Genomic DNA, 23,839 nt, shown 5'->3' on the forward strand with positions numbered 1-23,839 from the left:
CTCAGCCCGCGACGGCTCCCGGCTCCGAGTACGGCGCCCCGATGCCCGTGACCGGCTGGTAGCCACGCTCGCGGGCCTTGGCGGCCGCCTGCCGGATCAGGGCATAGATGGCGACGAAACCGGCGTGGTCGGTGGCCACCAGCGGAGTCAACAGCCGATTGTGCACCAGCGCAAACGCCACGCCGGTCTCCGGATCTGTCCATCCGACGGACCCGCCCATCCCGACGTGACCGAACCCCGGCATCACGTTGCCGATGGGCAGACTGTGGTAGCCCAGGTGAAAAGCCATCGGCATGAAGAGATTGCGATCCGGCTGCAGCCGCCGCTCGCCGGTCAGCCCCGCCACCAGCTCCCGCGACAGGAACTGGGTGCCGTCAATCTCGCCGCCGTTGGCGATCGCGCCGTACATCCGCGCCAGCGCGCGGGCGGTGACGACTCCGTTGGCGGCCGGAATCTCGGCGTCCAGCATGGGGGTTTCGCCCTGAACCGTCGCGATGACGCCCGGAAAGTACATCGAACGGAATCCGCTGGAGAACTGGTTGGCGATCTTATGCGCCGCAAAGGTGACCAGCGGGTTGGCGGCGATGTCCTGCGGCATGATGATCTGGGCGACCTGCGTGGGCGAGCCCGCCGGCGGCCGGCCCAGATGAAAACCGTCGGTGTCCAGTGGCTCGGCGAGCTCCTCGCGGAACAGGACGCGCATGTCCTTGCCGGTCACGGCCCTGGCCAGGCCGGACATCAACCAACCGAAGGTAAGCGCGTGCTAGGCCGGTTTGCCGAGCAGCCTTCCCGGAGCCGCCGCCGCCAGCCGCTCCTCCATCACGACGTGATCCAGCAGGTCTTCCTGGCTGGCACCGCGCAGTCCCGACAAGCCCGCCGCGTGCCGCATCACCTCGCGGACGGTGAGCTTCTCCTTGCCGTTGGCCGCGAACTCCGGCCAGTACTGCGCGACCGGCGCCTCGTAATCGATCAGCCCCCGATCGGCGAGCCGGTGGATCACGGTGGCGGCCATGCCCTTGGTGGCCGAGAACACCATCGGGGCCGAGTCCGCTGACCACGGGACCTCGCCCTTGCGGTCCGCCCACCCTTTCCACACGTCCACGACAGGCTGGCCGTCCAGGTAGACTGCCAACGCTCCCCCACCAAACCGGCGAGCGGGAAACATGCTGGAGAACATTCGAACGACGCACGCAAATTGAGAGTCCGCAGCGCCGGATACACGATGGCCTGCGTCAGGGTCACCGTGGGAAGAAACCGCGCGGCGATTGACTCCGATGTCTATCGTCACATCTTGAATTTACTTGGATTTCATAGAGCCCAGTGTCAAACCCGGAATTAATTTACCATTCCGTTAGGACTGCGCGGTATCCAAAATTTGCTGGGCGGCCAGAGCGGGAGTCAGCTCCCCTGCCCGAACCCGGCGCTCGACGTCGGCTCGGATCTTGCGCACGTCCGGGTTGGACAGCACTCGGTCCAGCACCGCATCTCGCACCATCTGCCATGTCCAGTCCACTTGCTGTTCGCGTCGGCGCGCTTCGAACTCACCGGCCTCGGTGAGCACTTGGCGATGGCGCTCGACAGCTTCCCACAGCTGTGTCAGACCGGTTCCTTCCACCGCGCTCATCGTGAGAACCGGTGGCCGCCAGATTGTTTCGCGTGGGTAGATCAGCCTGATAGCGCCGGACAGCTCCCTGGCTGCCAAACGCGCATCGCGCAGATGTTCCCCATCGGCCTTGTTCACGACCACGATGTCGGCCAGCTCCAGCACACCTTTCTTGATGCCCTGTAGTTGGTCGCCGGTGCGCGCCAAAGTCAGCAAGACGAAGGTGTCGACCATGTTTGCGACGGCCACTTCGGACTGGCCGACGCCGACCGTTTCGATCAGAACCACGTCGAAGCCGGCGGCTTCCAAGAGCACTACCGATTCCCGCGTTGCCTTTGCTACGCCGCCCAGAGTTCCCGACGTCGGAGAGGGCCGGACGTAGGCATCCGGGTGCATTGCCAACCGCGCCATCCGCGTCTTGTCGCCCAGAATCGATCCGCCGGTACGCGTCGACGAGGGGTCCACCGCCAGCACGGCCACCTTGTGGCCCTGCTCGATGAGGTACATGCCCAGGGCCTCGATCGTGGTGGACTTCCCCACTCCCGGGACGCCGGTAATACCCACCCGATGGGCCTTCCCGGATTCGGGGAGCAGTGCCAGCAACAGCTCTTGGGCCTGCCGCCGATGGTCGGCGCGGGTGGACTCCAGCAGCGTGATCGCCCGTGGCAGCGCGGCACGGTCGCCATTGCGCACGGCGGCGGCCAGTTGCTCGACCTTGGCGTCGTCCGGGGAGGTCACCGGCCCCACCTCATCGGACACGCCCTGGTGCAGATGCGCGGCGGAATGCGCGATGGCGTCACACTCACGCGAGTAGTTTTACCGGCCACTAGTCCAGCGGGTATCCCAGCCGCTCGGCCAGCTTGTGCAACAGGCCGATGGCGGCGTCGGCGATCACGGTGCCGGGCGGATAGATGGCCGTGGCCCCGGCGGCGTACAACTCGTCGAAGTCGCCCGGTGGGATGACACCACCGACCACGATCATGATGTCCGGCCGTCCCACCTTGGCCAGCGCGTCCCGCAAGGCCGGCACCAACGTCAGGTGGCCAGCGGCCAGCGACGACACGCCCACGACGTGCACGTCGTTGTCGGCGGCCTCGCGGGCCACCTCCTCGGGCGTGGAGAACAGTGAGCCGACGTCCACGTCGAACCCGATGTCGGCAAACGCCGTCGCGATCACCTTCTGGCCGCGGTCGTGGCCGTCCTGGCCCATTTTGGCGACCAGGATGCGGGGGCGACGGCCGTCCGCCTCGGCGAACTTCTCGACAAGCTCGGTCGCTTTGGAAAGCGGGGTGATGTTGCCGCCTCCTTGAACTTCGTCCCGGTAGACGCCGGCGATGGTGCGGATCTCCGCCTGATGGCGGCCATACACCTGTTCCAGCGCATCGGAGATCTCTCCGACGGTGGCCTTGGCGCGGGCCGCGTCGATGGCCAGCGCGAGCAGATTATTACCCAACCCGTCATCGCCGGCCCGACCGTGGGCGGCGGCGGCGCGGGTGAGCTCGGCCAGGGCGGCATCGACCGCCGCCTGGTCGCGGCCGGCTCGCAGTTCTTGCAGTTTGGCCAGCTGCTCGGCACGTACCCGGCTGTTTTCGACCTTGAGTACCTCGATCTGCTGGTCCTCGTCGACTTGGTACTTGTTCACCCCGATGACCGGCTGCTGGCCGGAGTCGATGCGCGCCTGGGTGCGCGCGGCCGCCTCTTCGATGCGCAGCTTGGGAATCCCCTCGCCGATGGCCGCCGCCATGCCGCCGAGTTCGGCAACCTCGTTGATTTGAGCACGTGCCCGCTGCGCAAGCTGGTGCGTCAGCCACTCCACGTAGTACGAGCCCGCCCAGGGGTCAATCGGGCGCGTGGTACCCGACTCCTGCTGCAGCAGCAGCTGAGTGTTGCGCGCGATGCGTGCGGAGAAGTCGGTGGGCAGTGCCAGCGCCTCGTCAAGTGCGTTGGTGTGCAACGACTGGGTGTGCCCCTGGGTGGCGGCCATCGCCTCGATACAAGTGCGGGCGACGTTGTTGAAGACGTCCTGCGCCGTCAGCGACCAGCCTGAGGTCTGCGAATGGGTACGCAGCGACCGCGATTTGGAGTTCTTCGGCTCGAACTTCGCCACCAGCTCACTCCACAACAACCGGCCGGCACGCAGTTTGGCGACCTCCATGAAGAAGTTCATCCCGATGCCCCAGAAGAAGGACAGCCGGGGCGCGAACTTATCGATGTCCAGGCCCGCATCCAGGCCCGCTTTGATGTAATCGACACCGTCGGCAAGGGTATATGCCAGCTCCAAATCCGCTGTGGCTCCGGCTTCTTGGATGTGATAGCCGGAGATCGAGATGGCGTTGAACTTGGGCATTTTCACGCTGGTGTAGGCGAAGATGTCGGAGATGATCCGCATGGACGGCTTGGGCGGATAGATGTAGGTGTTGCGCACCATGAACTCTTTGAGGATGTCGTTTTGGATGGTGCCGGCCAGTTTCTCCGGCGGCACGCCCTGTTCCTCGGCCGCGACCACGTACAACGCCAAGATCGGCAGCACGGCGCCGTTCATGGTCATCGACACCGAGACCGACGATAGGTCGATACCGTCGAATAATTGCCTCATGTCGAGAATGGAATCGATTGCTACGCCCGCCATTCCAACGTCGCCCTGAACACGGGGGTGATCGGAGTCGTAGCCGCGGTGGGTCGCCAGATCAAAGGCGACGGACAGCCCCTTCTGGCCAGCGGCCAGATTGCGACGGTAGAACGCATTGGAGTCGGCAGCGGTGGAGAAGCCGGCGTACTGGCGAATGGTCCATGGCTGGTTGACGTACATCGTCGGATACGGGCCCCGCACATAGGGCGGCTCCCCAGGAAAGCTGTTCACCGGATAGCCGTCGGCCTGCGCTGCCCTGCGGTCGGCACCGATGTAAACGGGTTTGACCTCAATACCTTCCGGCGTCTGCCATCGAAGTTGATCGGTTGCGTACCCGTGCGCAGCAGCGGTCGCTGCTACTTGTTTCTCCACCGACGCTTCGGTGGCCGACGCCACAGCGCGCTCGCCATGAAGTGGTACGTCAGCGAAACTGCCGATGGCCGATGCAGTGGTAGTCATCGTGGCTACGCTCCCAACCGCGTGAGCAGATCGGACAGGGCTTGCACCGCATTGATTTTCGCGGTCAAGAATTCGTCGGGCCGACTCGCGACGTCAACCGCCTCGTCCAGTGCGCCCGGCGGTCCGGCCAGGTAGACCCGGGAGATGCCGGCCGATCTTGCCGCCTCGACCACGGCGGGCGCCTCGTCCCGATAACGGCGGTCGGTGCCGCAGATGACCGCGACCGTCGGCGAACCCGCCTCAGCTACCGCCGTTGCGACGCCTTGCGCGTCGACGGTTCCCGGATTGAGCGCCTCGACGCCACCCGAGGCCAAGAGATTCGATGCGAAAGTCGCCCGAATGTTGTGTTCAGCCAGCGGACCCAGTGGCAGCAACAGCACCCGCGGTCGCGCTCCGGTGTCGGACAAGTAGGCATCCGATCGATCGCGCAATGTCTCGAATTCGGCGCCGTAGCGCAACAGCTTTCCGCAGCCGTCGGGCGAGAAACCGCGATCCGGTTGCGGCAGAGCAGGTTCGTCGAGGTTGGGAAATTCGTTGACCCCGGTGATCGCGATCCGCCGATGCGCGATGTCGTCGGCGCGGCGTGCGGCGAGCTCGGCGATCTGCCCGGCGACGTAGTCATGGGCGTTGGCAAATCCGCCACGCGCCTCGATGGCCTGGAAATGCTGCCAGGCGTGTTGGGCCAGTTCTTCGGTGAGGTCCTCGACGAACCACGACCCACCGGCCGGGTCCAACACGCGCCCCACGTGGGACTCCTCCAACAGCAACAGTTGGGTATTGCGGGCGATCCGGCGCGCAAAGCTGGTGGCCGTACCCGGAAAGCCACCCGCAATCGCGACATCGAAGGGATGAACCAGCACGGTGTCCGCACCGCCGACACCCGCGCCGAAGGCGGCCAGGGTGCAACGCAGCATGTTCACCCACGGGTCGCGTTGGGTCATCATCGGCAGCGAAGTCTCCGCGTGCAACGTCGCCGCCCCGCCATCCGGGTCACCGGCGACCTCGGCGACCCGGGCCCACAACCGGCGCGCGGCTCGCATCTTGGCCAGTGTCATGAACTGGTCGTCATCGGCGGCCAGCCGGAGGCCGATCTGTGCCAGCGCGTCGCCGATCGAGAGACCGGATTCGGTGAGCAGCCGGAGATAGGCCACCGCCGCGCCAATGGTGGCCGCGAGTTCCCAGGCCGCAGTCGCGCCCAGATTGTGAAACGCCGGCCCGTCGACGGTGATCGTCCGCACGCCTCGATCACCGGCCACCCGTCCCGCGATCGCGAGTACATCGTCAATCGAGGGGGCGGGACGCCCGCTCAGCGTCGCGGTCAACGGATCGGCGCCCAGATCGATCGACATCGTCGCGCGCTGGTCGGTATCCAGCCCAGCCGCCAACCGCAGCATCGCCTCGCTGGCCGCCCGGTACTGGGCACCGGCATCCACAATCACCGGCGCCAGGTTCAGATACACACCCGCGAGCAGCCCTTCGAGCTGGTCAGGCGCCACGCCGTGGTCCCCCACCCGGACCAGCAGCGCGCTGACGCCGTCACCCAACATGCCCAGCAGCGCCTGGTTGGCGTCCACCACGGACGCATCCGGCTGCGGTACCGCCTCGACGACCTTCCAGCCCGAGTTGACGTCGCGCAACGCGTCGCCGCCCCGGACGTAGGGCCACTCGCCCGGCAGCGGTGGTTCCGGCAACTCGTCGAAGGCACTGTAGAGCGCCCGGATGGCGATTCCGTCGTAGGTGGGAGTGTTCAGCAGCCGTTCGGGTTGATCGCCGAACCCGGCAGAATCCGGCCGCGCGGTCTTGGAAAGAACACCGGCGACCGCACCGCGCCAACGCTCGCGAACCTGTTCTAGCTCGGCGAGCTCGGGTACATCAATGGACACCGACTGCTCCTATTTACGCAGCAATTGACAACTTTGTTTCCGGTTGCTCTTGGCCTGCCACTAAACTAATAAGGCTAGTTGATTGGAGCCGGGGGCTAGGTGACCAGGTGCAGCCTTGCCGCTCACAGTGTGACCAGAAACGCCAGCCGGGAGAAACGATATATTCACCTTCGCCCCGTACTCTGGGTGATTGTGACAGCCTCTGTCCTGTGCAAAACCACCGATACGGTGCGCGGCATCGCTCTCGCGCTCCGGACGGCCGCACGGCAGATGTCACGACTGCGCAAGGTCAGCACCGTGGCAGGAATCACACTACTGGTGGCGGTGGCATTGCTGGTTCCGCTGCCTACCGCGGTGCAGATGCGGGACTGGGCATCATCGGTGGGGCCATGGTTACCCCTGGTGTTTCTGCTGGTCCACATCGTCGTCACGGTGCCACCCTTTCCCCGTACCGCATTCACCGTTGCCGGCGGCCTGCTGTTCGGACCGGTCTTGGGCATCGTGATTGCGGTGACGGCCAGTACGGCGAGCGCGGTGATTGCGCTGCTGCTGGTGCGCGCGGCCGGGTGGCGGCTGAACCGGCTGGTGCCGCACGGTGCGGTCGACCGGCTCGATGAGCGTCTGCGGGAACGGGGCTGGCTGGCGATCTTGTCGCTGCGGCTGATCCCCGCCGTGCCGTTTGCGGCGCTCAACTATGGCGCCGGCGCATCGGCGGTGCGGGTGGTCCCCTACACGCTGTCCACGCTGGCGGGCTTGCTCCCCGGCACCGTCGCGGTGGTGATTCTGGGCAGTGCGCTCGCCGGTGACGGCAGCCCATTGCTGGTTCTGGTGTCGGTATGCACGGCGGCCCTGGGCATGAGCGGGCTGGTCTTCGAGGTCCGCCAATATCGACGGCACCATCGCCACCAGGCGCCATCGGACCACGGACCCGTTCTCGAGCCGGCTTGCGAGCCGCTGGGCGTCTGACCGTCAGCTGCCGGTCGTAGACCGGTATTGAATCTCAAACCGTTTTGCCTGAAAGATCTACCCAATGGTCGGCGTCAGTGCGCACGCGCTCGCGAATCTGGGCTCGCCGTCGTCCCTGGCTCGCACCGCGTTGTTGTTGGCCGGAGCGCTGCTGTGCCTGTCGGTGGCAGCCTGGCCGGTGCTGAGCCAGCGCCGCAGGCAGCACCCCGAGACACAAGAGCAGATGTTCGCCGGCACGAATGTGCCCTACGCCGCGCCACCGCAGCGGCGGCAGTCCGACGGTGGGCGACTGACGATTGCCGCGCTGATCTGCGCGGCCGGATTCGTCGCGGCTATCTGGCTGCCAAGCAAGAGCACGATGCCGGCGCGACCCCTGGTTGCCCTGCCAGGCGCCAGTGCCATTGCCCCGGGCACCGGCATCGCCGTCACCTACGCCGACGGGTCAGGAGGAATGGGCTGCACCGCTGGGTTCTTGGTGCGCACCAACGCCGGCCGGACCAGGGATACTCACCGCCGGCCACTGCAACAAAGAAGGCGAAGCGAGCAAGGTCAGCATCAACTACTCCGCGGGCGGCGGATACGTGAACATCGGTACCTTCAGCCAGTCGGTCAGCGAGGGCCTCAACGGGGAAGCCCACGACATCGGACTGATCACGCTGGATTCCGGAAAGATCCCGCAGTCCCCGGCGATCAAGGCGGCTGTTCCGGTCACCGGCATAGCCACCGATCTGAAGGTGGGGCAACTGCTCTGCAAGTTCGGGATGAAGACGGGCCGAGCGGAATGTGGGCAAGTCACCGATATCAGTGCGAGCAAGGTGGCATTTCTGGCGGCCAGCGAATGCGGCGATTCCGGGGGCCCGGTCTACCGCCTGGACGACGATGGCACCGCGGTGGCGGTCGGCATTCTCATTCGGGCCGGCCATGCCAACGACCCACATCCCGGATGCTCGACACCGGCCACATTCTCAATCGCCGAGCTGGTGCGCCCCTGGCTGGACCGGTGGAGCCTGACCGCCATTACCGAACCGGGTTCCCCCTGAGCGTTCACTCAACGCCACCGGCCACCGCCAGCGGCAAAGTGAGCCGGAATCGTGCACCACCCTGGTGCGGTAGACAAACCAGCTCGCCCCCGTGTGCCCGGGCCAGCGCCCGCGCGATCGGCAAACCCAGGCCCGCACCACCATGGTCGCGGGTGCGCGCGGCATCGAGTCGCACCAAGCGCTCGAAGATGCGGTTGCGCGCGTCGTCGGGGATGCCGGGGCCGGTGTCGATGACGGTAACCGTGGCCACTCCTTGGCCGGCCCGCAGATCGATGGCGATGGCTCCCCCGGCCGGGGTGTATCTGCGCGCGTTGTCGAGCAAGTTGGACAGGATCTGCGCCACCCGAGTCGGGTCGGCCGCAACGGTAAGCGCGCCAAGCCCGGACCGGGTCACGGTGATCTGCGGCGCCAGCATCGTGGTTCGCTGGCTTTCGGCGTCGACGATCTCGGCCAGGTCGGTGTCGTGGCGATCCAGCGGCAGCCCCGCGTCGATACGGCTCAGATCCAGCATGTCGGCGACGAGCCGTCCCGCGCGACGCGCATCAGAGAGCAGCAGGCTGGCGCGGCGGTACTGGCCGCGCGCTGCGGGATCTTCCTGCTGCTGCCCGGCGCTGCTGGCGAGTTGTTCGGCGGCGACCTGCATCCCCGCGATCGGAGTGCGCAGTTCGTGGGCGGCATCCACGAGAAACTGCCGCGTCGCGTTCTCGGCGCGCTGCGCGGCCGTAGCGGCCTGCTGGGCACGCAGCTCTGAGTCTTCCAGCGCATCCAGCATTCCGTCGAAAGCGCTCGCGGCCCGGCCGAGTTCGGTATCGCCGCGGCTGGGGCGCAGCCGGCAACCGCGATCTCCGGTGGTGATGTCCTTGGCCAACGCCGCGAGCCGATCCAGCGGCGCCAATGCCGCCCGGCTGACCAGTACCAGTAGCAGTGCCGCCACTACCAGGGTCACCAGCCCGGCACCGATCATCAGCTGGCGCAGCTGGCGGGTCACTTGAGTGGTCTGCGTGGTGTCGGCGACCAGGATCAGTCGCGAACCATCCGGCAAGGTGTGTACCGCCGCCGTGGCGGTCGCATCCGGCGGCGGTCCCCCAGGTGGAGGGGGAGGCGGCGGCGGGGGGCCATGAGGACCCTGGTGCCCCCCGGGCGGAATCAGGGGCGGAGGGCCGGGCAGCGCCGGGACGGCGGGGCCCGCGGTGGTGTCCGGGCTGATGTTGGGGTCCCCGTAGGTAGCACCGTCGGCTGTCACCAGCAGCGCGCGCACGCTGCCGCCGTTGATCTCGGCGGCGATCAGTTCCGGAGAGGTGCCCACCGAGGCCAGCGCGTCGGCGCGCGAGGTGACCGCCAGCAGCAGATCGTGCAGATTCCGCCGAACCTGCAAGCCCAGGCTGACGTCGATGGTCACACCCAGCACCACCAATAGCACCGCCAGCAAGGTCACCACCAGCAGAATCACCCGTCGCTGCAGCGACGGTGTGGGGGTTTCGGGATCGCCCGGGGATTCGAGCTCCTCGGCCATCATGACCTCGGCGGCTGCAACCGGTAGCCGATGCCTCGGACGGTCTGCACAATTCGTGGGCCATGCGCTTCGAGCTTGCGGCGCAAGCTGCTGACATGCACCTGCACCAGGTTGGCGTCGTAGGCGTCGTAGCCCCACACGGCATTGAGGATCTGCGTGGCGCTCACGATGCGGCCGCGTTGTTGTACCAGGAAGTCGAGCAGTCGGAGTTCGGTGGCGGTCAGGTCCAGCTGGTGGCCGTCGCGTGCAGCGACCCCAGCCTCGCTGTCCAGCATCAGATCGCCGACCTGAACCACCCGGGGCAGCCGACCCCGGCGGCGCAGAACCGCGCCCACCCGCGACACGAGTTCGGCGAGCTCGAACGGTTTGACCACATAGTCGTCGGCACCTCCGTCGAGACCGCGCAGCCGGTCGGGCAGACCGTCGCGGGCGGTGATCAAGACGATGCCGATATCGCCCCACTCGCGGATGACGTCGATGAGGGCAAATCCGTCCCGACCCGGCAGCATCACGTCGAGTACCACCAGGTCGGGCCGTAGGCCCTGCAGAACTTCTTCCAGTCCTTCTCCATCGGAGCGGGTGTCGGTGTGGTAGCCGACGTCGGCCAGGGCCTCGTTGACCATTTCGCGGATGGTCTCGGAATCCTCGACCACCAGCACTCTCGGCGCGCCGACACTGAATTGGTCCGTGCGGCTCGCAACCTGGCGATTGCCGGTGTGGTCGGTTCGTGAACGATCGGTCATGGCCCCATTGTTAACGCGTGGTCCTGAGATCAATCTGAAGCGCCGCACGTTTCTTGCGATAACCGACAATCTGGGTGCCGATCCGACCGCCGCAACCACCCGGTCCGGTCTCGGCGGTGCGGCGCGCTCGGCATTCTTCAGTTCCACTTCAAGTTCGGAAATTAGCGTCGCGATCACCGACAACGACGGAGTGGAGATCGCCATGAGTGCACAAGACAGCAACACGACCCCAAACATCGGCGCCCAGGCGCCAGGCCAGGGCGCCGCCCCGCCACCCGCACCGCCCGCCCCGGCCGCGCCGGTGCCGCCCGCCCCGCCCGGACATCAGCAGCGCCGCTTCTCGACGGCTCGGGCCTGCTGGGCCTACTCGTTGGTGCGATGGGAACCGCGGGCGCGGCGCTGTTTCTTTGGGCGTTTGCCTTCGGACCTCCCCCGCCTCCGGGGCCAGGCGGCGGGGGCCCGTCCATGAGATGGCACCAAGCGCCTCCGCCCGGACCGGGCGCGCTGCGGGGTCCGATGCCCGGGGGACCGCCCCCGATGCCGGTGCCGCCGGCGGGCCACGCCTTCCGGGGCGGTCCGCCGCCGGGGGCACCGGGGCCCGGGCAACTCCCCGGGGCACCAAAACCACCCGCGCCCGGGCAGTTGCCGGGCGGCCCGCAATCGCCTGCGCCGACACCAGCACCCGCAACACCAGGTGCGCATGCCTGAGGGTGGCGGGACAACGACGTCCTAGCGGGTGATCATTGGCCGCAAACCGGTGTCCCCGCCCCGGTCGCGATGCACGACATCTGCGACCGGGGCGGGGTTCGTCGTAGTACTCCCGGCGCACCAACTGATAAACAATTGTTTACAATTGTAAACGTGCATTTAGCGACCGATGATCGAACCGCGCGGGCAAGGATCCGCGACGAGGCACTGCGACTATTCGCCGAGCGCGGTCACCATGCGAGACATCGCGACCGCCGCGGGGGTCTCGCCCGCTTTGCTCATCCGCCACTACGGCTCCAAAGACGGGCTGATCGAGGCCGTCGACAACCCCGTCATCGCCATATTTGAAGTGCTGCTGACCGAAGCCACCCGAAAAACCGAGGCCGTCGGGCTCGGCCAGGCCGCCGTGGGAGGCCTGCTCGACGGCCTCGCCACGCACCTACCGCCCGACTCAGCGGTCCCGGCATACCTGAGCCGAATGTTGATTAGCGGCGGTACGGCCGGACCAGGGTTGTTCGCGCGGCTGTTCCGGCTCAGCCAAGACACGCTGAACGCGATGGTTGCCGCGGGAACTGCCAGTCCTGGTGCCGATCCGGCGGTGCGGGCGGCGTTCTTGCTGGTCAACGATCTAGCGTTGCTGACACTGCGGCCACGGCTCATCGAAGTCCTCGGTGTCGATCCGCTCACCGACGCCGGAATGCGGCGCTGGGCCGGCGAGGTGTTCGCCGTCTATCGCGACGGCCTGGTCAGCGATTGACGCAGCAAGAAGAAGAGGAAATGGAGGCAAGGATGTCACTAGTAGCCAAGACCGGCGCACGGCTGATGCGCTCCCGCACGCTCATGCGCGCGCCCATCTGGATTTATCGGGCGCGGGCAGGCGCCGTTTTCGGGTCGCGGATGCTGATGCTCGAACACATCGGCCGCAAATCCGGCACGCCGCGCAATGCCGTGCTGGAGGTCGTCGATCACCCGGCGCCGGACACCTACGTCATCGCTTCCGGGTTCGGGAAGAACTCCCAGTGGTACCGCAATATCGTGGCCAACCCCCGGGTTCGGGTCTACGTCGGCAGCCACCGCGCCGCACCCGCCACCGCACGCGTTCTCGAACAAGCCGAAGCCGACCAGGCGCTGGCCTCCTACCGCAGCCACCACCCGGCGGCGTGGGAGAACCTCAAGCAGGTGATCGAGGAAACGCTCGGCGGCCCGATCACCGACACCGACACGGCACTGCCGATGGTGGAACTGCGCCTCGACTAAGCCTGGTCGGGCCCTTTGACCGCCATTACCGCGAAGGTGGCCAGAAACGAGGCCGCGGGGATGATGTTGACGATCTTGTCCCGCACCCGAACGTGGGCCGCCACAGCCAGCACGAAATATAGAGTCAACATCGCTGTGGTCAGCCTGGCCAAGGCGGGAAATCGGGTGACCGAGAACAGACCGACCGCCGCGGCGGCCTTGACTAGCGGAAAAACCGGGCGCACCGCTTCGGGAACGCCCAGGTCATCGAGGATCTTGGCGATCGGGGGCAACGGAATCGCGCACGCCACGGCATCTCCGGCCTGGAACGCGCCCAGCACCGCATAGGCCTTCGGTGACGTCACGACGCTCATCGGTTGTATGGCCCCAGTTCGGGCGGCGAGCCCACTGGGCCCTCCACGGGCTTGCGCGCTATGGCCTCGGCCTTGGCGACCGCTTGCGCGATCGCCGGGTCGGTTTCGGTGGAGAACCAGGGCTCCGGCGTTGTAGGCCGCGGCGCGTTCACCCTGAGCACGCAGCATCCGTGATTGCCGGTCTGCCTCAGCTGCCAGGATCGCGGCCTGCTTGGCGCCCTCGGCCGCCAGGATCTGGGACTGCTTCTGCCCTTCGGCTTGTTTGATGGCCGCCTCCCGGGTGCCTTCGGCGGTCAGGATCATCGCGCGCTTCTCCCGGTCGGCCTTCATCTGCTTTTCCATCGACGCTTGAATGGACGGCGGTGGGTCGATGCTGCGCAGTTCGACGCGCGCCACCCGCAGGCCCCAACGGCCGGTCGCCTCGTCGAGCACCCCGCGCAACTGGCCATTGATCTGGTCACGAGAGGTCAGCGTCTGCTCGAGCGTCATCCCGCCGACGACGTTACGCAGAGTCGTCGTGGCGAGCTGTTCGACGCCCACGATGTAGTTGCTGATCTCATACACCGCGGCCTGCGGAACCGTCACCTGGAAATACACCACGGTGTCGATGTTGAGCGTCAGGTTGTCCTCGGTGATCACCGGCTGCGGCGGAAAGGACACCACCCGCTCGCGCAGATCCACGCGGGCGCGGACGCGATCAATGAATGGCACCAGCAACGTCAGCTGACCACTGACCGTGCGGCTGTATCGACCCAGCCGTTCGATCACGGCGGCCTCAGCCTGAGGGATCAGCGCAACCGACTTGGCGACCACGATGATGGCGAATATCACCAGAACAGCTAAAAACACCAGGCCAACAACCGCATCGTCCATTGGCATACCTCTCTCGAATCGCTATACGTCCCTGAAGACCACCGCGGTAGCACCCTCGATGTGCACTACCGTCACCGAATCACCCGGCTCAAACACATCGCCGTCGTTCAGCGGGCGCGCCGTCCACACCTCGCCCTCAATTTTCACCTGCCCGTTGTCGCGAGCAACCCGATCCAGCACCAGCGCGTTCTTGCCCTCGAGCGCCTTGATCCCCAGCTGCAGGGCTTTGGCGGGAGCCAGCTTACGCCGCAGCGCGGGCCGAACCAGGGCAAGCAGCAAAACCGAAACGATGAGGAAAACCGCCCCATCGGCCCACAGCGGCCAGTCCGTCAGCCAGCTGATTCCCGAAGCAGCCAAAGCGCCACCACTGAGCATCAGCAAAAACATGTCGCCTGTCAACGCCTCGGCTCCGGCGAGCACCAACGCTGCAATCAGCCAGATCAGCGCGACAGGCATGGCCACAGGATACGCGTGATCCGCCTTAGCCGCGGCGAACAACTACACTGCGAGACCATGTGGTGTCCGAGTGTTTCGCTGTCGATGTGGGCCAATGCCTGGCTCGCGGGCAAGGCCGCGCCCGACGATCTTTTGGACGCGTTATCACTCTGGGCGCCAACACAATCGGCTACCGCGTATGATGCCGTCGCGGCGGGCCATACCGGATTGCCGTGGCCGGACGTGCACAATGTGGGTACGGTGTCGCTGCTGCAGACACTGCGTGCCGCGGTGGGCAGGTCGACGGCGGCGGCGCCGCCGACGCCCGACGGGTTGTTCGGGACCATCAACGTGGTGCTGCCGGTACCGGGTGATGTACGGGGACTTTCGGCTGGAACGCAATTCGCGCGTGGCGCGCTGGCCTCCGGCGAAGCGCTGATCGTCAGCAATCCCGATGATCCCGGCACCGCTATCGGACTGGTCCCTGAGTTCTCTTACAGCGATGCGGATGAAGCCGCAGATGACGAGACGGGGACACCCGAATTGTCTGCACTGGCCTGGACGGTGTACTCGCTACCGGGAGCCCCGGCCTTCGATCACTACGAACTCGCCGACGCCGAATATGCACTGCGTTCGGCTGTGCGTTCAGCTGCCGACGCATTGAGTGCCATCGGATTGGGATCGGCAGCCAGCGACGTGGCCAATCCACGCGGTTTGGTTGAGCAGATGCTGGAATCATCACGGCAACACCGCATCCCCGACCACGCACCGTCGAGAGCGCTGCGGGTGCTGGAGAACGCCGCCCATGTCGACGCGATCATCGCAGTCAGTTCCGGGCTCAGCCGACTGCCCGACTCCGCCCCGGAACACATGGCACACCGGATGGTGGCCGGGCTGGAGCCGGTGGGAACGCAATCGTCGTCGGAGGTTCAGATCGCCACCGACGCGCTGCGGCCGCTCAACGCCGTGGTGCGTTCGGCACGGATGGCCGCGATCAGCGCGATCCTGCACTCAGCCTGGTCTGACTGACCGCAATCAGGCCCCCTGAGGTGCTGTTTCCCGCGCGGCGCAATGTGGTGGGCGGCACGGCTCGCCGTTGACGCCGGCCAGACATCCGGACACGGGATCCGGGCCGCCGACTCGCGCCGGCTCACCACCGCTGCGAAGTTCCTCGATCAAGCCCCGGGCCAGCCGCGCGAATCGGCGATCGGCATTCGGCGTGGCGGCCCGGGCAAGTGCGATCCCGGCATCCTGCGCCTGAGCCCGCAACTCAGCGTCGAGATCCCACACCACTTCGATGTGATCGGCGACAAATCCAATGGGACAGACGATCACGGCTTTGACCCCGCCGGCGCGCAGCATCTCGAGATGGTCAGCGACATCGGGCTCGAGCCACGGAACCTGGGGCGGTCCTGATCTCGACTGCCAGGCCAGATCGTAGTCGTCATATCCCGCCGCCGCGGCGACCAGGCTTGCGGCATAGGCAACTTGGCGACTGTAGAGCCCGGGCCCACAGCGCCGATCCGCGGCCACCGGAATCGAGTGCGCGGTAAACACCAAGCGGGCGCCTTTCGGCACCGTTGCCGCAGCAGCCGCAATGGCATCGGCGAACATCTCGACAAACAACGGATGATCGAAATAGCTTCTGAGCTTCACCAGTTCGGGTGCATCCGGCCCGGCGGCCCGACGCGCTCGGGCAATGTCCTCGACGTACTGAGTGCAGCCGGAATACCCGCTCCAGGCCGAGGTGGCGAAAACCGCCGCTCGTTTAACACCGTTGTCACGCATCGCCATAACGGTGTCCTCGACGTAGGGCTCCCAGTTGCGGTTGCCGAAATACACTGGCAGGCCAACTTCGGCGCGCAGCTCGGTGACTAGCGCCCGGTTGATGCCGTTGATCGGCGACACCCCGCCGAAATGCATATAGTGCTCCGCCACCGCGTCGAGCCGCTCGGGCGGCACTCCGCGGCCGCGGGTCACGTTCTCCAGGAACGGCCGCACCTGCTCCGGACCTTCCGGCCCGCCGAAGGACAGCAGCAGGACGGCATCAAATTCCATTGCCCGCTACAGCAATTGAGTGTGTGCGCCACCATCGGCGAAGATGATGTCGCCCGTGGTCGCCGGGAGCCATTCGGACAGCACCGCACACACCGTCTTGGCGACCGGCGTGGGGTCCTTCATGTTCCATCCGACCGGAGCTCGTTGATCCCAGCCATCTTCGAGCAGCTGAATCTGTGCGCCGGCTTCCTCGCCGAGCGCACCGCCGACGATCGCGCTCATTGCCAGGGTCCGGATCGGTCCTGCTGCAACCAGATTCGAACGAACGCCATACTTGCCAGCCTCGCGCGCGACAAAGCGGTTGACCGACTCCAGCGCACTCTTGGCAACCGTCATCCAGTTATAGGCCGGCATCGCCCGAGTGGGATCGAAGTCCATACCGACGATGGAACCGCCGGGATTCATGATCGGCAGCAGCGCCTTGGCCAGCGAAGCATAGGAATACGCGGAGATGTGGATGCCCTTGGAGACGTCCTCGTAGGGCGCATCAAAGAACGGGTTGATGCCCATTCCGCTTTGCGGCATGAAGCCGATCGAGTGCACCACGCCGTCGAGGTTGTTGCCCTCCCCGATCACCTCGGTGACCCGACCCGCCAGGCTGGCCAGATGATCTTCGTTTTGCACGTCGAGTTCGATCAGCGGAGCCTTCTGCGGCAACCGGTCCACGATGCGCTGGATCAGCCGCATCCGGTCGAAACCGGTCAACACCAGTTGGGCACCCTGTTCCTGGGCCACCCGGGCGATGTGAAACGCGATCGAGGAGTCGGTGATGATCCCGGAGACCAGGATCCGTTTGCCTTCCAGCAGTCCTGCCATGTCCGTCCTTCGTGTTGTGGTTCGGTTAGGTCGTGATTCCTTCAGGTCGTGGCCGAAGCCTTCGCCTCATGGGTGGACTCAGTGGCCCATACCCATGCCGCCATCGACGGGGATGACCGCACCGGAGATGTAGCTCGCATCCTCGGAGGCCAGAAAGCTGACCACCCCGGCGACCTCGGCGGCGGTGCCGACCCGCTTGGCCGGGATGAACTGCAGCGCCCCCTCCTGAATCCGCTCATCCAGCGCGCGGGTCATATCGGTGTCGATGTAGCCCGGCGCCACCACATTGGCGGTCACATTGACCTTCGACAGCTCGCGGGCGATCGAGCGCGCCATCCCGATCACGCCTGCCTTGGAGGCGGCGTAATTGGCCTGGTTGCCAATCCCCCAGCTACCGGAGACCGAACCGATGAAGATCAGCCGGCCGAACTTCTTGCGCTGCATGCTGCGAGATGCGCGCTGAGCCACCCGGAATGCCCCGGTGAGGTTGGCATCGATAACCTTTTCGAACCTCTCCTCGGTCATCCGAATGAGAAAGGCGTCCGCGGACAGGCCGGCGTTGGACACCAGCACCTCGACCGGGCCCTGGTGCTCCTCGACCTCTTTGAACGCACGGTCGACGGCGTCGTTGTCGGTGACGTCACACTCGACGCCGAACAGCCCCTCGGGAGCCCCGGATCCGCGGTGCGTGACGGCCACCCTGTGACCATCGGTGGCCAGTCGCTGCGCGATCGCCAGACCTATCCCCCGGTTTCCGCCCGTCACCAGGACTGAGCGGGATACGAATGCGGGTTTGCCGCCGTCGGCGGCACTTTCGGTGTTTTGCTCGGTGGCCGTATCAGTCACCCCGCCAACCTAGCGCCTCACCACCGCAAGCCTGTAACCGGCTGGTCGCCAACGAGACGCCCCGGCGCATTTTCTGCCCCGGATTGTGCCCTGCGCTACGTTCGCGCGCCAGAGCTAGGTCGGCAACCGGCGGTTGATGAGCAGCGCGGCCAGCGCCGCTGCCACCAAGACGAGCGCGCCCAGACGCAGCCAACCCATGCTGGCGTCGCCTCTGATCGTCTCGTACCCGATCTGCTGCTGCAGCGAGGCGTAGACCGAGTTCAACTCGGCCAGGGTCGCGGCGTTGTAGGAGTTTCCGCCGGAGAGCTGGGCAACTTTCTTCATCGTCTCGTCGTCGACGGGCACCGGCTGGCGCTGATCGTTGATCTCGACAAAGCCGTAGGGGGTGCCGAAGGAGATCGTCGAGATCGGAACACCCTGGTCCTTGGCCGTGCGTGCGGCGGTATAGGCGCCCTTGGGGTTGTCCGGATTGGTCGGCATCGTCTCCTTGCCGTCGGAGAACAGCACGATGCGAGCCGGCGGTGGTGTGTCACCACCACCGATCACCGCTCCGACGGTGGCGATGGCCTGCAGGGCCGTGAAGATCGCTTCCCCGGTGGCGGTGCGGTCGGCGAACTGCAGCTTGTCGAGCGCGGCCTTGGTCGCCTCCCGATTGGTCGTCGGCGAGACCAGGACCGTCGCGGTGCCGGCGTATGCGATCAGCCCAAGGTTGATCCCGGGGGTCAGCTCGTCGGCGAACTGTTTGGCGGCCTCTTGGGCCGCGACCATGCGGTTGGGCTCGACGTCGGTGGCCCGCATCGACTGCGATACGTCGATCACCAGCATGACCACCGCGCGGTTGCGTGGAATCCGGACGTCGTGCGTCGGCCCGGCCATGGCGGCGGTGAACAGCACCAACGATAGGGCCAGCAGCATCGCCGGAATGTGACGGTAGCGCGAGGGCCGCTGGGGGGCCACGCTCTCCAGCAGCTCCATGTTGGCGAACCGCAGCATCCGCTTCTGGCGCGCCAGTTGCAGCACGACGTAGACCGCGATCAACCCGGCGACGACCAAGAGGAATAGGAAGAACCAAGAGTGTGCAAAGCCGGACAGCGTCATCGGCCCCAGCAACGGCAATGTCATAACAGACCTGTCTCAACGTGCATGAGCGTTGGTGTCACCGGCGCCCCGCGATTGCCCCACGCCGGCGGGAGGTGACGAAACGGACGATGTCGGCGATCCAATCGCGGTCGGTGCGAAGCGACATGACCGGTGCCCCGCAACCGCGGATGGTGCGGACCACGTCGGCCCGGTGCGCCGCGGCCGCCCGGGCGAAGTCGTTCTGCAGCTGGGCATCGATGGTGAACTCACGGGTCACCCCGGTTTCGGCGTCTTGCAGCACCACGTCGCCGATGTCGGGCAGTTCGACATCGCGTGGATCGAGCACTTCGATGGCCAGCACCTCGTGCCGAGCTGAAATCGCCCGCAGCGGGCGCATCCAATTGATCGGCCCCAGGAAGTCGCTGATGATCACCGCCATCCCGCGACGGCGCTCCGGACGGCGCAGCGCATCGATGGCGACGGCCAAGTCGCCGCGCACCCCGACCGGCGTCTTGGGTGTGGTCGCGATGGTGCGCAACATCGTCTGCAGATGCTGGCGCCCGGATCGCGCCGGCACCCGAGTGAGCGTGGCGCCGTTGGAAATCAGGGCGCCAAGCCGGTTGCCGCCACCGCTGTTGAGGAACGAGATGGCCGCGGCCGCCGCTACCGCAAGGTCACGCTTCTCGCACACGGCGGTACCGAAGTCCAGGCTGGCCGACATGTCGACCACCAACCAGGTCTCCAACTCCCGGTCGGCAATCATCTGCCGTACGTGCGGTGTGGTGGTACGGGCGGTAACCGACCAGTCCATCCGCCGTACGTCGTCGCCGGGCTGGTAGATGCGGGATTCGCCCGGCTCGCTCCCCGGCCCCGGGAGCAGGCCCAGGTAGTCGCCATGCAGCACGCCGTCCAGCTTGTGGCGGACGGCCAGCTCGAGCGTTTTCAGCGCCGCCGCCAGCTTGGGGTCATTGATGTCCCCGCGCTGCATCGACGGCGGGTTGACGACACGTGGCCCAACCGCCTCTTGAGCCACCGGGACCGAATCGCTCACCGACCGCCAGCCGCCGCGGCGGCCTGCATCACCGGCGGCACCGAATGACCTTGCTGCGGTACCGCATTCACCTGCGGCAGGGCAACCGTCTGCAGGACCCGGTTGATCACGATCTCAGGCGAAATCTCGTCGGCCAGTGCGTCGTAGGTCAGCACCAGGCGGTGCCGCAGCACGTCGGGAACCACCTCGATAATGTCTTGCGGGATCACGTAATCACGGCCCCGGACCAGCGCCAGCGCCCGGGACGCGGCGATGATGCCCAGCGACGCGCGCGGTGAAGCACCGAACGCGATCCAGGTCTTGACATCGTTCATGCCCAGCTGCTCGGGCTGGCGCGTTGCCATCACCACGCGGACGACGTAGTCGACCAAAGCGTGGTGTACGAAGTTGTTGGCGGCGATGTCCTGGAGCCGCAATAGGTCACCGGTGCCCAGGATTTGCTTGGGCTGCGGCGGGGTGACGCCCATCCGGTAAATGATCTCCCGCTCTTCCTCGGGTGTCGGGTAACCGACGTTGATCTTGAACAGGAAGCGGTCGCGCTGCGCCTCGGGCAGCGGGTAGACACCCTCCTGCTCGATCGGGTTCTGGGTCGCCATCACCAGGAAAGGGTTGGGCATCGGGAAGGTCTTCCCGCCGATCGACACGTGCCGCTCGGCCATGACCTCCAGCAGAGCCGACTGGACCTTTGCCGGCGCCCGGTTGATCTCGTCGGCAAGCAGGAAGTTGGCCACCACGGGGCCCAGTTCGGTGTCGAACTCCTCCTTGCCCTGCCGGTAGATACGGGTACCGACGATGTCGGTCGGCACCAGGTCGGGCGTGAACTGGATACGCGCGAACGACCCGCCGACCACTCGGGCGAAGGTCTCCACCGCCAGCGTCTTGGCTACCCCGGGAACACCCTCGAGCAGCACATGCCCTTTGGCCAGCAGGCCGACCAGCATCCGCTCCACCAGCTGGTCCTGGCCGACGATGATCCGCTTGACCTCGAAAATTGCCCGCTCGAGGGTGTGTACCTCGGCGGCCAGCCCGTCCGGGCCACCCGAAGGCGCCTCATGGGCCGGTGGGGCCGAATGCCCACCCGGACCCGAGTAACCGCCACCTGCTGATGTCATCAACAACCCTCCACCGCTCGATCAGACACGACTGCTGACACGACTAAATTCGCGGGGCAGCGACGTGCCCGCGTTCAACTATTCCAGGCCTCCTGGATTCCGTCGACGCCGCGGTTGCCGACCGGCAACCGTAACCGGCGCACCACGCCCCGCTCCGCCTCAGGCGCCCGGGCCCGCTAACCGGGCGGCACACCTGACTCAGTACTCGATGATCCTAGTCACGAAGGGGGTCATGCCGGCCTTGCGCACCGGGCTCACCGTGACTTTGCCCGCGCTTCCGGATGCCTCCAGCATTTGGCCGTTGCCCAGATACATGGTCACGTGCTGGCTGCCCCCCGGGCCGTAGAAGATCAGGTCGCCGCGCCGCGCCTGATCAGGAGAAATATGCCGGCCGGCGTTGTACTGGTCACCGGAATAGCGTGGGATCAGCACGCCCACCCCGGCGAAGGCGTAACGCATCAACCCCGAGCAGTCGAAACCGACGGTGTTGGCACCGGAGTCGACGCCCTTGCTGGGGCCCTGCAGGCTGCCGCCGCCCCAGGAATACGGGACCCCCATCTGCGATCCGCCCCGACGGATCACGTACTCGAGCGCCTGCCGGCCGTAAACCCGCGGGATCCGGTTTGCTCCGGTATTGGCCGCACTGGGCGCGGGACTACCGCCCAGATTGATCCCGAACCCGCCGAGAAACTGCCGGCCCAAGTCCAAAGTGGTCTGGGTGGCCTGGGCGGTGGCCTGCAGCGAAGCATTTGCCATGGCAAGCGCGTCCCCGGGTGCACCCGCGCTGGCGGTTGCCGGCAAGGTGGGATCCCATCCGCCCGGATCGGCGTCAGCCGGCGCTGACACCACGACCATCAGGGCTGCCACCGCCAGGGTTATCCAGGCCAGACCGAGTAGGCGAAATCGCTTGTATCGCATGGGACCTCGATAACTACTCATCGTGCTAGTAATCGATGTAGCGGACCACGAAGGGCGTCATGCCGCTGGTGCGCACCGGCGCAACCCGTACTTTCAACCCGATGTCGGGGGCTTCGAGCATCTGACCGTTGCCCAGATAAAGGGTGACGTGCTGGCTGCCGCCGGGTCCGTAGAAGATGACGTCGCCGCGGCGCATCTGCGAGGTTGGGATCTTGCGGCCCAGGTTGTACTGCGAACCCGAGTAGTGCGGCAGCTTGATTCCCACCCCGGCGAACGAGTAGAGCACCAGGCCCGAACAGTCGAAGCCGGTGATACCCGCCCCGGAGTCGATTCCTTTACTGGGTCCCGCAGCATTACCGCCGCCCCAGGAGTAGGGCACTCCGATCCGCGCCATTCCGCGACGGATCACGTATTCGGAGGCCTGTCGCCCATAGACCCGCGGAATCCGGGTAGCGCCCGTTGCGGCGTTGGTGATTCCGGTGTCGGTGGGCTTGAGGATGCCCAACTGCTGCAGGAAGTTTCGCCCCATGTTGGCCGTGACCTGCGCAGATGTTGCCGAGATGCCCAACACCTGGTTAACCACGGCGATCGGGTCGCCGGGGATGTTGGCACTGGGTATCTGAGGCAGCGTGGGGTCCCAGCCGTCCCACCGGCGCCCGTTGCCCGGTCTCGCCCCGGGATCCCACATCGCCCCCGGCGGCGGACCTTCTGCACCAGCCGAGGACCAGGCAACCAGCCTGGCGGCCTGCAGCTTGGCTTCCGCTTCATCGCGTTCGGCGGCCAGGCGATTGACTTCCTCGCGCTGTTGGTCGAACTTGCGTTGGGTATCGGTGAGCGCCGTCACGGCCGCGTCCTGGCTGGTCTTGGCGTCTTCGGCGGCCTTGTCGGCCTTCTGCTTGGCCAGCCGCGAGGCCGATTCCTTGTTGACCTGCCGGGTCCGCGCCCGCTCCAGATTCGCCATGACGGTCTGCGCACTCGCGGCCAGGGTCTTGGCGGCGGTCGCCGCCGCGATGATCTCGTCGGGACTGGTCGCGGTCAGGTAGCTGTCCGACGGGCCATTCATATAGGTGGCGGCCGCGAACGTATCGAACCGGTGTTGGGCCGCGGCGATGGCCGCATTGGCATCTTTGACCGCTTGCTGGCTGGCCTCGAGTTCGTGCTCGGCGGAGGCGGCCTCATCCCGGGCCGTCTCCACGGCGACCATCACCTTGTTGACGCCCTCCTGCTCGAGCTCAACGGCGGCACTCAGGTCGTCCAGCCGCTGGTTCGCCCGTGCAACGTCGGCGATCAGCGCGGCGATGGAGTCGGTTCGGGAATCAGCATTGGCCACCGCTGGAACCGTTACCAGCAGGGCAACACTGACCACCGAAGGAATGGCCGGTCGGACAAGTCTTGCTGCCGATCTCGAAGCTGAGCTACGGCGGGTCCGTCTCATTGGTCAGGTCTCCTATGGCTTAAACCGGACGGACGGCGCCTGTTGGTACGGAAAGCGCCAA

General features: G+C 66.3%; 18 protein-coding genes and 4 pseudogenes. 5 read left to right on the forward strand and 17 right to left on the reverse strand.

Annotation, left to right across the window (positions count from 1 at the left end):
• Position 1 precedes the first annotated feature (1 nt).
• The 4 genes and pseudogenes from MMSP_RS17900 to mutA form a co-directional block, all read right to left on the reverse strand.
• Positions 2-1,288 (reverse strand): annotated as a pseudogene (locus tag MMSP_RS17900) (serine hydrolase domain-containing protein).
• A gap of 63 nt (positions 1,289-1,351) precedes the next feature.
• Entirely contained in the window at positions 1,352-2,341 is a 990-nt protein-coding gene (gene meaB / locus MMSP_RS17905) for a methylmalonyl Co-A mutase-associated GTPase MeaB (RefSeq protein ID WP_015356067.1), read from the reverse strand.
• An 88-nt stretch (positions 2,342-2,429) separates the two neighbouring features.
• Positions 2,430-4,691 carry a methylmalonyl-CoA mutase gene (gene scpA, locus MMSP_RS17910; protein ID WP_020787777.1) on the reverse strand — a complete coding sequence of 754 codons (2,262 nt, stop codon included), beginning with the start codon at positions 4,689-4,691 and terminating at the stop codon, positions 2,430-2,432.
• A gap of 5 nt (positions 4,692-4,696) precedes the next feature.
• Positions 4,697-6,574 carry a methylmalonyl-CoA mutase small subunit gene (mutA, locus tag MMSP_RS17915; RefSeq protein WP_020787778.1) on the reverse strand — a complete coding sequence of 626 codons (1,878 nt, stop codon included), beginning with the start codon at positions 6,572-6,574 and terminating at the stop codon, positions 4,697-4,699.
• A 192-nt stretch (positions 6,575-6,766) separates the two neighbouring features.
• Between mutA and MMSP_RS17920 the strand changes: the two genes are divergently transcribed.
• The gene (locus MMSP_RS17920) at positions 6,767-7,540 is read left to right on the forward strand and encodes a TVP38/TMEM64 family protein (RefSeq protein WP_012394052.1); all 774 of its coding nucleotides are present in this window, start codon (positions 6,767-6,769) and stop codon (positions 7,538-7,540) included.
• A gap of 64 nt (positions 7,541-7,604) precedes the next feature.
• Positions 7,605-8,580, forward strand: a pseudogene (locus tag MMSP_RS17925) (S1 family peptidase).
• A 4-nt stretch (positions 8,581-8,584) separates the two neighbouring features.
• Here the strand turns inward: MMSP_RS17925 and MMSP_RS17930 are convergent.
• The gene (locus tag MMSP_RS17930) at positions 8,585-10,093 is read right to left on the reverse strand and encodes a HAMP domain-containing sensor histidine kinase (RefSeq protein WP_174524125.1); all 1,509 of its coding nucleotides are present in this window, start codon (positions 10,091-10,093) and stop codon (positions 8,585-8,587) included.
• Positions 10,093-10,836, reverse strand: coding sequence for a response regulator transcription factor (locus MMSP_RS17935; protein ID WP_050674517.1), 744 nt, complete (start codon positions 10,834-10,836; stop codon positions 10,093-10,095). Before MMSP_RS17935 ends, MMSP_RS17930 begins: the two co-directional genes overlap by 1 nt.
• An 861-nt stretch (positions 10,837-11,697) precedes the next feature.
• On the opposite strand from MMSP_RS17935, the pseudogene MMSP_RS17945 reads away from it, so the two are divergent.
• Positions 11,698-12,301: pseudogene (locus MMSP_RS17945) on the forward strand (TetR/AcrR family transcriptional regulator).
• Between the two features lie 32 nt (positions 12,302-12,333).
• Complete coding sequence (locus MMSP_RS17950) at positions 12,334-12,801, forward strand: nitroreductase family deazaflavin-dependent oxidoreductase (RefSeq protein ID WP_020787783.1); 468 nt, start codon at positions 12,334-12,336, stop codon at positions 12,799-12,801.
• Here the strand turns inward: MMSP_RS17950 and MMSP_RS17955 are convergent.
• From MMSP_RS17955 to MMSP_RS17965, 3 genes and pseudogenes are all read right to left on the reverse strand, one after another.
• Complete coding sequence (locus MMSP_RS17955) at positions 12,798-13,154, reverse strand: DoxX family protein (protein WP_020787784.1); 357 nt, start codon at positions 13,152-13,154, stop codon at positions 12,798-12,800. The two genes, MMSP_RS17950 and MMSP_RS17955, sit on opposite strands and share 4 nt — an antisense overlap.
• Positions 13,151-14,027 (reverse strand): annotated as a pseudogene (locus MMSP_RS17960) (SPFH domain-containing protein). Before MMSP_RS17960 ends, MMSP_RS17955 begins: the two are co-directional and overlap by 4 nt.
• A 21-nt stretch (positions 14,028-14,048) precedes the next feature.
• Positions 14,049-14,483, reverse strand: a complete 435-nt coding sequence (locus tag MMSP_RS17965) for an NfeD family protein (protein WP_036427387.1) — start codon at positions 14,481-14,483, stop codon at positions 14,049-14,051.
• 57 nt (positions 14,484-14,540) lie between these two features.
• Here MMSP_RS17965 and MMSP_RS17970 point away from each other — a divergent pair, with 57 nt between their 5' ends.
• Positions 14,541-15,491, forward strand: coding sequence for a hypothetical protein (locus tag MMSP_RS17970; RefSeq protein ID WP_020787785.1), 951 nt, complete (start codon positions 14,541-14,543; stop codon positions 15,489-15,491).
• Positions 15,492-15,497: 6 nt separating this feature from the next.
• Here the strand turns inward: MMSP_RS17970 and MMSP_RS17975 are convergent, their stop codons facing one another.
• The 8 genes from MMSP_RS17975 to ripA form a co-directional block, all read right to left on the reverse strand.
• A complete protein-coding gene (locus MMSP_RS17975) occupies positions 15,498-16,520 on the reverse strand; it encodes a ferrochelatase (RefSeq protein ID WP_020724996.1) in 1,023 nt (340 codons plus the stop codon).
• A gap of 6 nt (positions 16,521-16,526) precedes the next feature.
• The gene (gene inhA, locus MMSP_RS17980) at positions 16,527-17,336 is read right to left on the reverse strand and encodes an NADH-dependent enoyl-ACP reductase InhA (protein ID WP_015356077.1); all 810 of its coding nucleotides are present in this window, start codon (positions 17,334-17,336) and stop codon (positions 16,527-16,529) included.
• Positions 17,337-17,414: 78 nt separating this feature from the next.
• A complete protein-coding gene (gene fabG1, locus MMSP_RS17985) occupies positions 17,415-18,182 on the reverse strand; it encodes a 3-oxoacyl-ACP reductase FabG1 (protein ID WP_011739633.1) in 768 nt (255 codons plus the stop codon).
• 114 nt (positions 18,183-18,296) lie between these two features.
• Positions 18,297-19,304, reverse strand: coding sequence for a VWA domain-containing protein (locus MMSP_RS17990; RefSeq protein WP_020787786.1), 1,008 nt, complete (start codon positions 19,302-19,304; stop codon positions 18,297-18,299).
• Between the two features lie 34 nt (positions 19,305-19,338).
• On the reverse strand, positions 19,339-20,250 hold the full coding sequence (locus tag MMSP_RS17995) for a DUF58 domain-containing protein (RefSeq protein ID WP_051153799.1): 912 nt from the start codon (positions 20,248-20,250) through the stop codon (positions 19,339-19,341).
• Positions 20,251-20,309: 59 nt separating this feature from the next.
• Entirely contained in the window at positions 20,310-21,425 is a 1,116-nt protein-coding gene (locus MMSP_RS18000; RefSeq protein WP_011739630.1) for a MoxR family ATPase, read from the reverse strand.
• A 198-nt stretch (positions 21,426-21,623) separates the two neighbouring features.
• On the reverse strand, positions 21,624-22,343 hold the full coding sequence (gene ripB, locus MMSP_RS18005) for an NlpC/P60 family peptidoglycan endopeptidase RipB (RefSeq protein WP_020787788.1): 720 nt from the start codon (positions 22,341-22,343) through the stop codon (positions 21,624-21,626).
• A gap of 25 nt (positions 22,344-22,368) precedes the next feature.
• On the reverse strand, positions 22,369-23,778 hold the full coding sequence (ripA, locus tag MMSP_RS18010; RefSeq protein ID WP_036426688.1) for an NlpC/P60 family peptidoglycan endopeptidase RipA: 1,410 nt from the start codon (positions 23,776-23,778) through the stop codon (positions 22,369-22,371).
• Positions 23,779-23,839: the final 61 nt, after the last annotated feature.

The organism is Mycobacterium sp. 012931 (assembly GCF_000419295.1).
GTDB classification, from domain to species: domain Bacteria; phylum Actinomycetota; class Actinomycetes; order Mycobacteriales; family Mycobacteriaceae; genus Mycobacterium; species Mycobacterium marinum.